At 39.7% G+C, this 15,740-nt stretch carries 13 protein-coding genes; 2 read left to right on the top strand and 11 right to left on the bottom strand.

Annotation, left to right across the window (positions count from 1 at the left end):
• Positions 1-45 precede the first annotated feature (45 nt).
• The 4 genes from E2L03_RS14875 to E2L03_RS14860 form a co-directional block, all read right to left on the bottom strand.
• The gene (locus E2L03_RS14875; protein ID WP_134259502.1) at positions 46-3,162 is read right to left on the bottom strand and encodes an MMPL family transporter; all 3,117 of its coding nucleotides are present in this window, start codon (positions 3,160-3,162) and stop codon (positions 46-48) included.
• Between the two features lie 84 nt (positions 3,163-3,246).
• Positions 3,247-3,810, bottom strand: coding sequence for a TetR/AcrR family transcriptional regulator (locus E2L03_RS14870; protein WP_124741999.1), 564 nt, complete (start codon positions 3,808-3,810; stop codon positions 3,247-3,249).
• Positions 3,811-3,989: 179 nt separating this feature from the next.
• Complete coding sequence (locus E2L03_RS14865; protein ID WP_124741998.1) at positions 3,990-4,232, bottom strand: hypothetical protein; 243 nt, start codon at positions 4,230-4,232, stop codon at positions 3,990-3,992.
• Positions 4,229-5,311: a response regulator aspartate phosphatase gene (locus E2L03_RS14860; protein ID WP_124741997.1), complete on the bottom strand. Its 1,083-nt coding sequence runs from the start codon at positions 5,309-5,311 to the stop codon at positions 4,229-4,231. The genes E2L03_RS14865 and E2L03_RS14860 overlap by 4 nt, the downstream gene beginning before the upstream one ends.
• A gap of 461 nt (positions 5,312-5,772) precedes the next feature.
• On the opposite strand from E2L03_RS14860, the gene E2L03_RS14855 reads away from it, so the two are divergent.
• A complete protein-coding gene (locus tag E2L03_RS14855) occupies positions 5,773-7,011 on the top strand; it encodes an MFS transporter (protein ID WP_038479527.1) in 1,239 nt (412 codons plus the stop codon).
• A gap of 81 nt (positions 7,012-7,092) precedes the next feature.
• On the opposite strand, the gene E2L03_RS14850 is transcribed toward E2L03_RS14855, so the two are convergent.
• From E2L03_RS14850 to E2L03_RS14825, 6 genes are all read right to left on the bottom strand, one after another.
• Entirely contained in the window at positions 7,093-8,442 is a 1,350-nt protein-coding gene (locus tag E2L03_RS14850) for a GntT/GntP/DsdX family permease (protein ID WP_038479524.1), read from the bottom strand.
• A gap of 26 nt (positions 8,443-8,468) precedes the next feature.
• Positions 8,469-9,617, bottom strand: coding sequence for a galactonate dehydratase (dgoD, locus tag E2L03_RS14845; RefSeq protein WP_038479521.1), 1,149 nt, complete (start codon positions 9,615-9,617; stop codon positions 8,469-8,471).
• Between the two features lie 13 nt (positions 9,618-9,630).
• Entirely contained in the window at positions 9,631-10,260 is a 630-nt protein-coding gene (locus tag E2L03_RS14840) for a bifunctional 4-hydroxy-2-oxoglutarate aldolase/2-dehydro-3-deoxy-phosphogluconate aldolase (RefSeq protein WP_038479518.1), read from the bottom strand.
• Positions 10,261-10,300: 40 nt separating this feature from the next.
• Entirely contained in the window at positions 10,301-11,047 is a 747-nt protein-coding gene (locus E2L03_RS14835) for an IclR family transcriptional regulator (RefSeq protein WP_134259500.1), read from the bottom strand.
• A 147-nt stretch (positions 11,048-11,194) separates the two neighbouring features.
• Complete coding sequence (locus tag E2L03_RS14830; RefSeq protein WP_038479515.1) at positions 11,195-12,334, bottom strand: MFS transporter; 1,140 nt, start codon at positions 12,332-12,334, stop codon at positions 11,195-11,197.
• Positions 12,335-12,398: 64 nt separating this feature from the next.
• Positions 12,399-12,935 (bottom strand): TetR/AcrR family transcriptional regulator, encoded by a 537-nt coding sequence (locus E2L03_RS14825; RefSeq protein WP_124741993.1) that lies wholly within the window; start codon positions 12,933-12,935, stop codon positions 12,399-12,401.
• 274 nt (positions 12,936-13,209) lie between these two features.
• Here E2L03_RS14825 and ytvA point away from each other — a divergent pair, with 274 nt between their 5' ends.
• Entirely contained in the window at positions 13,210-14,070 is an 861-nt protein-coding gene (gene ytvA / locus E2L03_RS14820; protein WP_124741992.1) for a YtvA family blue-light photoreceptor, read from the top strand.
• A 302-nt stretch (positions 14,071-14,372) separates the two neighbouring features.
• Here the strand turns inward: ytvA and allB are convergent, their stop codons facing one another.
• Positions 14,373-15,722, bottom strand: a complete 1,350-nt coding sequence (allB, locus tag E2L03_RS14815; protein WP_124741991.1) for an allantoinase AllB — start codon at positions 15,720-15,722, stop codon at positions 14,373-14,375.
• Positions 15,723-15,740: the final 18 nt, after the last annotated feature.

The following is a 15,740-nucleotide window of genomic DNA, read 5'->3' as shown; positions in this document are numbered from 1 at the left end:
AAGGAAGGCAGCACAGATGATGTGCTGCCTTTTTCTTTTGCTTCTTTACTCTTCTTTTTTGGAAGGTCTTGCCCAACGACTTAACTTGTTCGTTACACTCATTAAGGCTGGCAACACTACAGGTAAAAATAGAATACTTAAAAGAAATAAACCGACAATCACAAGGGTCGCTACTTGCATTAGCGTGAGAACACCAGATGGATAAAGAGCGGCAAACGTTCCACCGAGGATAATCGCTGCTGAAATGATCACTCCGCCAATATGACGTGAAGCACGTTTAATCGCTGAGAGTGGATCGCCTTCAGTTTCTCGATAACTCATTAGTAAGAAGATGCTATAATCCACCCCTATGGCAATTAAAAGTATAAATCCAAAGAACGGGACATTCCAGCTTAGTTCTGAGACACCAAATAAAGATCCGCTTATCATTTCTGTAATCGAAAGTGACGTGTAATACGTAACAGCTAATATCCCGACAATAAATAGCGGTAAGTGAATAGACCGTGTAATCACCATAAGAAAGAGGGCAATCGCTCCTAACATAATGGTTGCGGTGAATAAGAAATCACCATTCGCCACATCTCGTAGATCTGCATTAACGGCAGACTGCCCTCCTACAGCCATAATAGAATCTTCTAACACTGTACCTTTAACGGCCGCTTCTCCAGTCTCTTGAATCTCTCGAACGACATCCATTGCTTCCGCTGAAAATGGATCAGCATCTAGTATAATCGTCAATCGTGCAGTGTGTTTATCATCTGATAGATACATGGTTAAAGCCTCTTGGAATTCATCACTTTCAAGGACATCTCCCGGGACAAAGAAACGTTCTGCCGACGTTGATTGACTCACTTCCCCTAGATAATGTTCTGCGTTTTCAAGACCTGCCGATAGCTCATCAAGTCCTTCTGTACTTGCAAGTAATCCTTCTTGTAAAACGTTCATTTGGCCTTGTAAATCTTGTAAGCCGGATTGCAACTGCTCTTGACCAGATTGAATTTGGGTTAATCCTGCCCCTAATTTACCTGCCTCTGATTCAACGGTTTGAGCTCCCTCAGCACCATTTTTAAGAGCGCCTTGCAATTGTCTAGTACCTTCTGCTAATTGGTCAGCTCCTGCATTCAATTCATTTATACTTTGATTTACTTGATTGAGAGATTGATTGGCTTCACGAAATGCTGTTAACGCTTGTTCCAGTTCTTGCGCCGCTCCACTTAGCTGTGTCGAAAGTTGATTCATTTGCTCCGCTTCTCCACTAACGTTTTGAAGTGCTTCCATAACGACAGGATCAGAAGCAAGTTCAGGATTTTCATTTAAAAATTCCTCTAAAGCTGTTTGAACGGCTGTCATATTTTGCATACCTTGGTCGAACAATGCTACCGCACCTGTAAAGGTTTCACTGAATGTACGTAAGCCAGATTCTATTTGAGTATAAACAGAATAAAGCTCAGTGGTTGCGGCAGATACCGCTGTCAAATTAGTAGATAGGGAGGTTAAACCTGATTCGATTTCCACCGCTCCATTAGCCCCTTCTGACACACCAGAAGCTATTTGGGAGACAGCGTCTTGTAAGGCGATACTGCCTTGATACGCTTCAGCAGTCCCGTCAATCAATAACTGAATGTGGTCAATGTCACTTTCATTTGATTCAGAGAGCTGTTGCTCTGCTTCGAAAAGGCCGGCTCGAATCTCCTTTGCGCCTCCATTGGCCTCGTCAACACCCGTACCAACTGTATTCGTTTGGTCATTGATATACAGCTCGTGAATTTTTTCTCCTGTTGGCCGAGTTGGTGACATGACTTCAGCCACACCATCCACTTTTCCAACTGCATCTGTAAGTTGATCCAATTCTGTTAACATGGACTGCGTATCTAAAGGCTCATCGAATTGAATCACAAGACTAGCTGGCGATGAAAATCCACTCGGGAACTTATCCTGTATAAGTTGGATGCCTTGCTTAGATGAATAACCGTCATCCACTTCTAATAAATCATTGTAATGGACGTTCCCTTTTGAGAGCATCAATATAGGAACAATAAAAACAGCTACAAGCAGTAAACTAACAACAGGTCTAAGCACAGACCGGCTTGCTAGAAATCCCCATAAACGACTATCGCCATGCCCAACAAAGCGCTTGCTCGGCCAAAACATTTTTTTACCGAGTATACTCATAAAAAATGGATTTAATGTAATCAATACGAGAATAAGAATAGCCACACCAACCGCTACAGCAGAGGTAGATTGATAGAACGAAAAATCTGCAAGACCTAGCGTTGCAAATCCAATGAAAACAGCAATTCCACTATAGAAAACGGTTTTTCCAGCAGAGCGGATCGTATTTTTTATCGCTACAGCCACATTTGCTTCTCTACTAAGCTCTTCTTTAAAATTTGTGTACAACAAAATATTGTAGTCTGTTCCTACGCCAAACAGAATGACAATTAAAAACACTTGAGTAAAATTAGAAAATGGAAAATCAACATGTTGTACAAGCCCTGCAATGATCGCCATGGAGACTAAATAAGAAACCCCCACTGTAATAAGAGATACGACAGGTACGATAGGAGACCGAAACACAACTATAAGAACAAGAATAATAAACACTACAGCTACGATTTCGGTTTTCTTAATGCCTTCTTCTGTTGTTTTTGTAAAGTCTTCAGCAATCAGATCTGAACCGGTTACGTAAACATCAACTTTGTCTGTGTCGACGAACGGTTTTATCGCTTCTCTTACCTCATCAATTGTCCCAAATGACTGACGAACAGACATTTGTACAAGAGCCGCAGACCCGTCCTCTGAAACGAGTTGCTCCTTTATTTCAGGATTCTCAAAGGGATTGACGATAGATGTAATTCCTAAATCTTCTTTTTCATTTTTTAATGATTGAATAATTGATTCTATTTCAGCGACTTGATCATCTGAAAGCGCCACTTCACTTTCTTCATCAAACACTAGAATGAGATCGTACGTGCTTCCTTGATCCCCATTCATTTCCGACTCTAAATTGCTTGCCACAATACTTTGTACGTGGTCAGGCAGCGTAATTTCACCCTTATCCCGAACAAGTTGACCTAAATCAGGCAAAGAAAAAAAAGCAAGTACAGAAATGAGAACCCAAACGATTAATGCTGTCCATCTATTGGTACGAAACGTTTTCATTAACAAATCCTCCATCACTTATCAATTCTATCTTACGGAATGAATATTCATTCCTAATTTATAAAAGGTCAAGCGTCAACCGAATTAACGGCTGATCGCCCGCCATAGTTTTTCGTCTAATGTCTTTAATAAATCCTCTGTGAGGGATAGTTCACCACCGTTAAAACGTTTTGCAAGCTCTACGACAGCACCAAAAGTAATTGCCACAATGGCTTCAATTGGCAAGTCCCGGTCAATCATCTCCTGCTCTCGACCAGCTTCGACAACGGTTGAAACAAAAGCCAGTAAAGACGTATAATCACATTTTGTCTTATCTGTTATATGCCTGCTTGTTGTATGAGAATTAATTAACATAAGAGCGTAAAAGTTCTCCTGGGAATAACGAATTAATGTAATAAAAAGGTGGCTAAACTGGTCCCTCGTTGTTTTTTCATAAGGGAATTTCGCTTTTAATGATTCCTCAATCCGGAACATTTCATCTTGCATAATAACATTTAATAGTACTTCTTTGTTCTCAAAATAACGGTAAATGGTGCCCGCTCCTACAGATGCTTCTTCAGCCACGTGTGGCACCGTTGTACCATCGAACCCTCTTCTAGCAAACAATGTGATAGCTGCTTGTTTTATCGCTTCTTGCTTATCGCTCAAAAGGCAACACCTCTTCGGAATGAATATTCATTCCTTATTCTATAAAAGGTGAATTAAAAAAGCAAGGGAAAAAATAGGTTATAGTCACTGAATTAATAAGCGACTACGTGTCCGCTTAAACTCAATACAACAAATAGACCGTTTTATGCTGGTCTATTTGTTGTATTTGTTTAGAGACTTTACGTAGCTTCTATTATTTGGTGGAAATCGTGTTTTCCTTGTTGATGAAAGTCATGCTTTCCTGCTATTTGATGAAAATCGTGTTTCCCTTGTTGATGGAAGTCATGCTTTCCTGCTATTTGATGAAAATCATGTTTCCCTTGTTGATCGATCGTCTCACTTGCTGCACTTGAGAATTCTCCCGAGAATGATACCGAAGCAAGGATGAATACTGTCATCATAGTGAAAGACATTTTCTTCATATTAAATCCTCCCCAACATTTGATTGTTTTTTGCTCATTGCATGCACTAGCCGTGCGTACTTAAGAGCTGTCGCCAAATCCCCTTTTGATTCAAAGTATTGCGATATCTCATCATAAATTTCGGAACATTCGAAGTATTTTTCGTTAGCTTTTAGCATTTCTACACCTATTAGTACTTCAGAAAAATCATTATCTAAATATAACCCTCTACTCACTTTACACTTCGCTTTAATCTCCATTAATTTTTGTGCTTTCGCATTAAATTCTAACTCGTCTAACCCCCCTTTATACGTATTGTTTCTCAATCGTGCATTAAGTAAATTGTATTTAGCTTTTAAACCCGTAATGGATTGAGAAAACTCTTTTATCGCTAATGCTTCCTCTAATAAATCAATTGCTTCTTCAACTCTTCGCTGTGTTAAACGATTTTGACTTACATTATGTAGAACCAAGGAGTAATAATATGGAAATGGCTTCGAGATAAGGATGATTTCATCGTAGATTCGCTCAGCCAATGGTTGCTTATCAAGCTCTGTGGCAATTGCTGCTAAGACAAGTTTACAGCGAATTTCATTCACAACATACATCGTGTTATGTTCAAAAAACTCCAGTGCTTGTTCCATATAGGAAGCTGCGAACGTATATTGGTCAATACGATAATAGCTCATACCTAACTCTTGATAAAAATCAGCTTTTTCAGCAGGAACATTTACTTTTTCGATAAGACGCTCTGCAATTTTATACATGTTTATTGCCGATTTGTACCGTTCGTTCAGAAATTCGTTTTGACCGGATACGAAATAATACATAAAGTGAAGGTAGTCGTCTCTTTCTGCTTCAATTGGCGTAAGTAATGTAGATTCTATCAATTCACCTTTTTCGTACGTAGACAGCAAATCATGTTTAAAGCTTACTAGTTGATAGTACGCTAAAATTTTTTCATTAGGTTCCATCTGCATGATAAGACTTTTTGTTTCTTCTTTTGTTACTTGTGCCCGAACCATATCTTTTGCTATTAAACAACTATGCCATTCCACAATTTTGCTGCCGACAATACTAGATGATAAAGCAATGATCATGTTCCATCCCCTTCCCTAGATTCATGTAATTGCTCTCATTATAAGGGACTTCGACAGGAACTTATATAGTTCTGACATATTTCCCAACACCAACTGACAAATTAATTAGAAAAATTAAAATACTTATCTTTTATCATTGAGCTAATAGTATTACGTTACTGGCTCTAGCGTACGTTTCTTTTTAAGGAGAATCGTAAAATTGTTGTCATTTTCGAACAAGAGGGATAGAGGGTGTGACGCAGTTAAGATTTTATTCGACAAAAGGGTAACCATTCATTCAATTATATTTCCCAACTTGAAACTACTGAAATAGAAAGCTATATCAGGTATTATGGAAGAATCTTGATGTTCTCTTTGCTTCTTTAAGTCTTGTGTGGGCTTAAACGATTTTTACTGTTAACGAGTGAAAAAATCATATTATTTTAACGATTCTACTTACCATCATCTAGGAGGCATTCATATTGGAAAATCCTGAACAAAAAATTGACGTCGTCCCCTCTCGTTCTCTCTGGAAAAATCGCCCTTTCTTATTATTAATTGGCAGTACAACGTCAAGTAGCCTCGGCTTATTTATGTATAGCCTTGTTATCCCTATCCTGCTCTACAGCATGACACAAAGTCCGCTTCTTATTAGCACCATGCGATTATTGGAATTTCTAGTAGGTGGTACACTTGGTGTTGTTGCTGGCGTGATTGTCGATCGAATCAATCGAAGAACCGCTCTTATTAGTGCGGCCATACTTCAATGGATAACCATTGCCACGTTAACCTTATTTTTATTTATGGGTAACATCCAGCTATGGGCACTTTATTTCTTTGGTTTTTTGTATTTCACGTCTGGTCTATTAAATACCAACGCTGGTCACGCTGCCTTACCGCAAATTGTAGCGAAAGACCAGTTAACAGAAGCCAATGCGAAACTTGGTATTTTCAAAGATAGTGTAAGGCTTTTTGGTCCATTAGTAGCTGGAGCATCTGTCGCAACCCTTAGTTATGCTGGTGCGATGTCAATCCAATTGCTTTTTGTGACAATAACATTGAGTTGCGTATTGTTTTTACCGTCTTTACAAATAAAGACCACTAAAAAACAAGAACAACGCTCTGTATGGAAAGAAACGAAAGAAGGCTTTCATGAGATCTTCCAAAATCCATTACTACGAGTCACTACGTACGTTATATTTTTTCAAAATTTCGGTTTCAGTTTAACCATTGGGATTTTGTTATTTTTTGCTGTCGATTATTTACAAGCAACGCCACAGCAGATTGGCGCGTATCTAAGTATCGGTGGGATTGGCGGTTTACTTGGTTTGTTTGCGGTAAAGAGATTAGTCGATCGCTTTCCCCGTGGCAAAATCTATACATATACGAACATATTTGATATTCTTTTCTTCGTCATGCTAGCTTTTGCTACCTCTTGGTGGATGATTGCAATCGGAATGGCCATGTATTCCTTTTCAACAGCTATTTCCAATACGATTTATCACGCTGTTAGGCAAGAATTAACACCTAACGACATGCTTGGTCGGGTATCTGGTTCCGTAGCAACAATCGTTCAATTAACGATGCCTCTCGGAGTCATTCTTAGTGGACTTTGGGCTGAATTCTTTGATGTGCGTGTTATCTTCTATGTCAACATTGTCTTTTCAAGCGCTATCCTCCTCTGTTTAATGCGCACAACCTTTCATAAAACAGTCAAATAGAGCAAGACTAAAACAATGCGCAGTCGTGTGTTGTTTTAGTTTTGAGCAACAAAAAAAGGGATTCCTCCCTTTTCTTGTGTACTATGAAAAAAAGAAACTTAAACCAAATACTACTAGAAATCCTACAACGCCAATAATCGTTTCCATAACAGTCCAAGATTTTAATGTGTCTTTTTCTGACATTTCTAAAAAGCGGTTTACAAGCCAGAAGCCAGAGTCATTTACGTGTGATAGCACTGTCGCTCCACATGCGATGGCAATGGCAATTAACGCTAATGAGGGTTGAGATAAATCAACCATTTCAATGATCGGCGAGATTAGCCCTGCTGCTGTAATCATGGCTACGGTAGCAGATCCTTGTGCTACACGTACAAATGTTGCGATTAAAAAGGCTAGTAAGACAAGTGGGAATCCTGATGACGCCATCAATTCTCCCATCGCATCGCCTACTCCACTTTCAATCAAGACTTCTTTAAATACTCCACCTGCCCCTGTAATTAAGATAACAATCCCTGCGGGCTCAAGAGCTTTTGTCGTCATCGTTTGCATTTGCTGTTTTGATAATCCACGACGTTTTCCGAGGAAATACATAGCAATCAATGTAGCAACAATTAAAGCAATAAACGGATGCCCAATAAACGTCAACAGTTGATGAGGAGCGGAACCTTTTTTTAGTAACACACCTCCAGCCGTATTCAGTAAAATCATCGCAAGAGGTAATAAGATGATAAAACAAATAAGTCCAAAGCTCGGAAGGTCTTTCTTTTCTCCTTCTTTATTCGCAGCTTCTACAATATGTGCCGGAACCCCTACATGCACTTTTTTTCCTATGTAACGACCAAATACAGGTCCGGCAACAATCATCGCTGGTATTCCGGCAATGATGCCAAATAACATCATCCAGCCAAGGTCTACTCCAAGTACGGTTGCTACAGCTATTGGTCCAGGTGTGGGTGGGATAAAACTATGCGCAACCGCAAGCCCCGCTAATAATGGAATAGCATAATACAGTAGTGATTTCCCTGTGCGCATAGCTAAACTATAGACAATGGGAATGAGTATAACGAGTGCAACGTCTAAAAACACAGGTATAGCAACAATAAACCCTGTTAATGCTAACGCCCATTGTGCTCGATTTTCACCAAAGCGCTCCACTAGTGTAAACGCTAATCGCTCAGCTCCACCAGACGTTCGGAGCAACTCGCCAAACATAGCACCTAGTCCGACTACAATCGCAATAAAACCAAGTGTCCCACCCATTCCAACTTCCATCGTTTCAATTAAAAAAATCGGGTCCATGCCAGTAAAGATACCAATAAATATACTTGCAATAAGTAGCGCTAAAAACGCTTGCATTTTAGAATGCATAATCAAATAAAGCAAAACCGCTATCCCAATAATTGTGACGAGGATCAACCCTAAAGAAGACATATGCTATTCCCCTCCTTCTCTCTCTATTACCATTCGGCTACGCTGTGATCGCTGTGTCTCCAAATAGGGTTCTTCCAGTTATGACCAACTTCCGCCATTTTTCTTACATGTGCTTCATTTATTTCTATCCCTAATCCAGCTTGATTCGGTATGTTAACGTAGCCGTCTTCATAATGAAAAACATGCCCATCAGTTACATAGTCAAGTAAATCGGAACCTTGATTGTAATGTATCCCGAGGCTTTGTTCTTGAATAAAAGCGTTATGACAGGTGGCATCTACTTGGAGACACGATGCTAGCGCAATGGGACCTAACGGACAATGAGGGGCAGCAGCAACATCAAAGGCTTCTGCCATTGAAAGAATTTTTTTGTTTTCCGTAATGCCACCAGCATGGGATAAGTCAGGCTGGATGATATCCACATACCCCGCTGTTAAAACATGTTTAAAATCCCACTTTGAATACATTCGTTCCCCTGTCGCTATCGGAATAACCGTATGATTGGCAATTTCACGTAACGCTTCATTATTTTCAGGCAACACCGGTTCTTCAATAAACATGGGTCGAAACGCCTCTAATTCTTTTGCAAGAATTTTTGCCATTGGCTTATGCACTCTCCCATGGAAATCAATACCTATTCCAATGTATGGACCAACGGCATCGCGTATAGCAGCTACATTCTCCAGCACTCGATCAATTTTTTCATAGGAGTCTACATACTGCATTTCATTCGTAGCGTTCATCTTTATTGCTTTGAAGCCTTGCTCCACCACAGCCTTTGCGGCTGCTCCAACATCGGATGGTCGGTCTCCACCGATCCAAGAATACACTTTGATCGATTCTCTCACCTTGCCTCCTAATAATTGATGGACAGGCACTCCTAAATACTTTCCTTTAATATCCCACAACGCTTGATCAATTCCAGAAAGCGCACTCATAAGGATCGGTCCACCTCTGTAAAACCCACCACGATACAGAACATTCCAGTGATCTTCAATTTGCAAAGGATCCTTACCGATTAAATAGTCCATTAATTCCATAACAGCTGCTTTCACTGTAGCAGCTCGTCCTTCAATAACAGGCTCACCCCAGCCGACAATACCTTCATCCGTTTCAAGTTTTAAGAAAAGCCATCTTGGTGGAACTTGGAAAAGCTCATAGTTTGTCAGTTTCAAAGTGGATCCTCCTTTAACTGTTTTTAGCGAGGGAAACAAATCGTTTAGCTTTCCGTGTCAGTTCTTCTAAAGATGTTTTTGTTATGGCTTCAGTTGTATTTACTAATGAACTTCCAATTCCACATGCCGCACTGCCTGCGTTGAGAAATGCTTGAACGTTACTTTCATTGATTCCACCAGTGGGAATGAGCGGGATGTGAGACAATGGCCCTTTTAGATCCTTGATATACTCTGGCCCCATTCGAGCTGGAAATAGCTTAATAAAATCAGCCCCATATTCATAAGCTGAAAGAATTTCTGTCGGTGTAAAAGCGCCAGGAATGCTTACTTTTCCATAACGCTTTGTTAGTTTAATCGTTGCTTCATTGACTGTTGGTGACAATAAAAAATCAGCTCCTGCATCAATAGCGGCTTTTGCTGATTCTGGATCAAGCACCGTGCCAGCACCAATGATTACTTCCGTTCCTAAGGCTTTCTTTAAGCGAGTAATGCCTTGTAAAGCTTGTTGAGAGTTTAATGTCACTTCAATTAAAGACATCCCTCCTTTTATTAACGCTTCGCTAATGTTTAATAAGTCTTCTGGTTGTGCGTCTCGAATGATGGCAATCAACTTGCCTTCGTGAATTTTTTCCTGAGTATTCATTTGACTTCCCCCTACCTTATTCGCCGCTTAGTAGGCGAATCTATTTGTAGCCAAGGTTGCTAGAAATGCGTGTTGCGGTCTCTTTTAAACGCTCTATAATAGAAAGTTTTTGCTTTATCATTCTCTCTTTTGGACCCGCTACACTAACAGCCGCTTCTATGGAGCTTAGATTTCCAAAAATAGGTGCAGCAAAGCAAACTAACCCTTCTTCATGTTCTTCATCATCCATCGCGTAGCCTTGTATTTGATACGTTGCCAAACACACAGCTAGGTCTTTTTTACTTGTTATTGTCCGATCTGTAATCGGTTCCAAAATCATACTCTCTAAATAGTTATTTCGTTCATTTTCTTCCATAAACGCTAAATAAACTTTTCCTAAGCCCGTACAATAAAGAGGGCTTTTCGCCCCTAAATAAGCAGAAGTGTGAATAGATCGGTCACTATCTATTTTTGCTAAATAGATTAGTTCACCTTTAACGAGCGTTGCCATAAAAACCGTTTCCCGCACTGCACTTTGTAACTGTTTTAGTGAAGGTGTAGCTACGGATAGAAGATCAACAGATTCTAACGCAGCTTGACCAATTGGTATTAGTCTAGGTCCAAGCACATATAGATGATGTTGCTGGATCGTTACATAGTTCTCATGAACAAGGGTTTTCATCAATGCTGACGTACTACTTTGAGGAAACTGCAAAAACGTACTAATTTGTTTTATTGTTAAGCCTTTTTTGTATGTACTTAAAAGTTCGAAAATTCTCAAGACACGAACCGCTGACTTTACCGTCATAGCACCCTCCATCACATATGTAATTCATCATCATGTATGCGTTTTCCACCAAAAGTGTAACACGGTTTCAAATACGTGACAATGTGTTGGGGTTATGATCATCCATCTTCTAAGAGCGCTATCTATTTACAAAAACAAAAGAGCACTTTAGTTTATATGCTCTTTGCTTCTTTTTGCTATCGGTATGATAAGACCTATTAAACCTGCTAATGAAAACAGTGTGAAGGTTAAAGAATACGATAAGCTCTCAATTAGTTTTCCTGCTACAAAAGAACCTAGAGATTGCCCTATTCCTAATGCTAGAAAAGAAAGACTCACACCGGTAGATGGCATCATGTCATCCATGCGGGTAGCCCAAACAATAAACAAACCTGTTAAAAAAATATAAGCCCCTCCAAACAATGCGGCTGATGAAAAAACGACAAGGCTGTGAGAAAGGTTCAACAGCATCATTGAACTAAGTAAAACAATAAGAATAAGTCGATACGACCAAGATAAACCAATCCTTTGTATCAGACCTCCTGCTAAACCACCTACAATACCTGCCACACCAATCACAAGCCAAAACAGAATACTTTCTGTTGCTGTAGCCCCATACTCAACGGTAAGAAAGCTTCTTCCAAACGTCCAATAAACAGAAGAAGTCATACCGATTACATATGAAGCGATAAGTAAGTACTTTGCCTGATTGATCGTATGAAACGGTTTTCTTTTTCTGTGTGGTGGCTTAGCTATTTTATCTAAATCTGTAGTGGGAAAAGATAACACGTTCCAAATCAATACAGCCATACCTATACAAGCAAACAGCCAGAATGAGAGTCTCCATTGTTCAGTGAATAACAAAACCACTGGTGCCGTCGCCATTAAGCCAAAACTTGTGCCGCTATTGATCCAAGTATTCCCTTGATCTACTTGCTTTTTAGGCAACAGTAGCTTAGCTTGTTGACTTAGTGCCGGTGAAGCGAATCCACTCCCTAAACCAGCAATAAAAACGCCAAAGCTTACGTGTAAGAACGAATGGGCAGTCGCTATAGCCACTAAACCAATAACGGCCGTTGTCCCTGCAATCACGTTAACACCCTTTGATCCAACTTTGTTCATTAATAAGGCTGAAAAGAAAAGTGCGAACGTGTACGCTACATACCCTAACGAACCGATAAGACCTCCTTCGCTTTCACTTATTTGTAGATCATTGGCTATATCCGGAAGAAATAATCCGAAATTCAACCTTGCCATCGCATACGTAACAGCGATCATAGCTAAGCCTGGCAACACTATTTTTAACATGACTCCACCTCTTGAATTTGATATAACGATCACTATACTTCTCTTTATAAAAAAACGTTGTTACTTAATTAGTAAACAACGCTTTTAGTGCACCATTCACCTCAGTTGCAACTTCCTCAACGTCAAATACTTCAGCCATTGCCGTTGCACCCTCTAATAGAATCATAACACGCACCGCCTCTTGGTTTGTGAATCCTTTATCGTGAATAAATTCTGTTAGTCGATGCTTATGCTGATCTGCGAATGAGACAATGGCAGAATGTCCAGCTTGAGCTAAGGAATATTCTTCTTTTGCTCGCAAAAACATACAACCATTGGAACCATTGTCACGAATCCAACTTAAATGCGCCTCTGCTAGCGCATGCATAAAATCCTTTCCTGTCTTCTTTTCAGTAAACTGGTCTAACTTTTGTAAATACCTTGCTTCTCTTTTTTTTAAGATTTCAAGAACGAGTGCCTCTTTAGATTCGAAATGATTGTACATGGTCATTAATGAAATGCCTGATTCTTTAATGACTTGCTTAAGACCAACTGCATGGAATCCATGTCGATCAAATAAACGTTCCGATTGAGCCAGTAACTGCTCTCGCTTTTTACTCAACATAGTCACTTCCTTTATGATAGAACGATCACTATAATTAATGTAAAGGATGTATCTCACTTTTGCAACCTTTACGCTAATGAAAATAAACTACCATATTCATCTATTATTCAAACATCGGTATGTAAGGTAAAAGATGAACTAATTTGTTGCCAGTATGGGCTCTTACGGTTAATTGCTCGACTATACGTTAGAATTATCTAGATTAGTCGTTAGGTCATGTGTAAAAAGACTGTAGTCAATTTTTAAAAAAGGAGCTAATCCTGTTTTTAAAATGGTTGTTTCCCTTAGCAAACGTTTGATTAATCTATCATTTTTATGTATTATATGGTTAAAACGAAAAGGAACTTATTGGGGGATTATGATTAATTTAGATGCGACTTTTTTCTCAAATAGTCTTGATTATACCGGGATTGGGATTGTTATAACAGATCCTAGTTTAAAAGATAATCCAATTATTTTTATTAACCAAGGTTTTACGGATATTACACAATACCACCTAGAAGAGGTTATAGGAAGGAATTGTCGGTTTTTACAAGGTGAGGATACGAATAAAGATGAAATAGCGAAACTAAAACAGACATTGAGTCGCTTTGGCCGTTATAAAACGGAAATCTTAAATTACAAAAAAGATGGTACCCCTTTTTGGAATGAGCTAACTATTGATCCTGCAAAAAACAATAAAGATGATAAAACGTATTTTGTCGGTGTCCAAAAAGACATTACGGAACGCAAAACAATTGAATTAGCTCATTTGGAAACGATAAAAGAATACGATCACCTGCCTTGCCCTATCATCCCCCTACTACATGATATAGGTGTGATGCCAATTGTTGGTTTAGTCACAAAAGGACGAATCTCCACTTTAATAGAGGCAACAAAGCGGAGTATTCATGATCATACCATCACTACACTTGCTGTGGATGTGAGCTGTATCAGTAACGTTGATGAAGCAACTTTTGAAGCACTTTTAGATCTACATGACCATCTCCATTCGGTCGGAACAAAAATGGTCGTTACTGGTTTAGCAGAACAGCAACTTGTGGCTCCACTTGATATGCAGACCTTTTTAACAAGTAAACTCAAGAGGGCAGCCTCTACTCAAGAGCTTTTATTGAAAATGAACGAAAAATAAAGAGGCTGGGACATAACGAAAAGTAGTATTTGAAAAGACGAATAGTCTAAAACATGCTGAGTAGCACCGCTACAGGAGGATCCTTCGCTTTCCGAGGACACGGCCTCAGCCTCCTCCGTGGAAAACCGCCACTCCAGAGTCTTCAGACACGTGCTGATCCCCCAGGAGTCTTCGGATTCTCCTTCCGTTCATTTTCATATAAAACAAATGACGAACGTTCCTATTTTCAGGAATGTTCGTCATTTTGGTCTGTCTATCTACTTTTGTCCCAGCCTCTTTTGTTTTTTTACTAGGTAGTTTTCTTAGTTTAGCACTTTCACTAACTTTCCAACTGTTTCTTTCCTGCACCCTTTTTCTACATCATACACTACTTGTCCTCGTACAATCGTTTTTGTCACTCGACAAGCGATGGTTCGACCAACATAAGGAGAATAAGGGTTTTTATAGTACAAGTCTTCTTGTTGAAGCGTATAAGACGTCGTATCATCGAGAAAGAATAAATCGGCATCCTTCCCCACTGCCAGTTCCCCTTTTTGCTCAAGGTTAAATCGCTTAGCTGGTGTCGTAGCGATTAGTTTAGCAAAAGCGGAAGCTGACATCCCCCTTTTTTTCACAGCCTCGTCATACATGATATCAATTGTATTCTGACAGCCAGTAATGCCTCCCCACGCTGTAAAAAAGTCTCCCTCTTTTAAATCGATTGTACATGGAGAGTGATCAGATGTTAACCAATCAATTTCTCCTCGTAGCAGACAATCCCATAATTTTGACACGTCTTCCTTTTTCCTAAGCGGTGGCTGGCACTTCGCTAGCGTTCCTAATTTGGGCAATTCTTCCGCAGAAAATACGAAATAATGCGGGCATGACTCAACGGTTACATCAAGCCCTTCTCTTTTTGCTTGTTGAATTTCAGCAATGGCTTCAGCTGACGAAATATGAACAAAATGAATGGCACAACCTGTCTCTCTTGAATACGCTATCGCTTTCTTTACAGCAAGTACCTCCGCTTCAATTGGTCTAGAAGCTAAGAATGCTTGCGCATCCTTTTTACCTTCAGAAATCAATTCCATTTCAAGTCGATCTGTTAGCGATGCATCTTCCGCATGTAAGCAAAGAATTTTTCCTTTTCGTGCTAAAATCTCCATCCCTTTTTTAAGGGTTGCATCATCTACATTGGAAAAATCACCTGGCTGACCTGACCCACACGTTGAGAGGAAACACTTAAACGCTATGACCTCTCGATCAGCCAGCGCCTCAATGTCAGCAAGATTTTCTGACGTTAAGCCACCATAAAAGCTGTAGTCGACTAAATTTTTCGTTTTAGCTCGATTTAATTTAAGCTGTAAATTGTCAATATTCGTTGTTGCTGGCAGTGCATTAAGAGGCATCTCCACATACGTTGTGACTCCACCCGCCGCTAATGCTTGACTACCTGTTTTAAACCCTTCCCATTCTGTTCGACCTGGCTCTGAAAAGTGAACATGCGTATCAATGCCACCAGGAAAAACAAGCTGCCCTTTTGCATCTATTGTTTTAGCTGCTGAATGGACAACACCAATCGTTTCGATTACACCATTTGTCATTCCAATATCCGTTTCTAAAATGCGGTCGTGTAAAACAACTCGACCACCACAGATTCGTAGATCAACCATTTTATTTACCTTCCTTCA

Source organism: Shouchella oshimensis (assembly GCF_004375095.1).
In the GTDB taxonomy this organism is placed as follows: domain Bacteria; phylum Bacillota; class Bacilli; order Bacillales; family Bacillaceae_D; genus Shouchella; species Shouchella oshimensis.
Note: the sequence above shows the minus strand (reverse complement) of the source record. Positions and strands in the feature narration are given on the sequence as shown.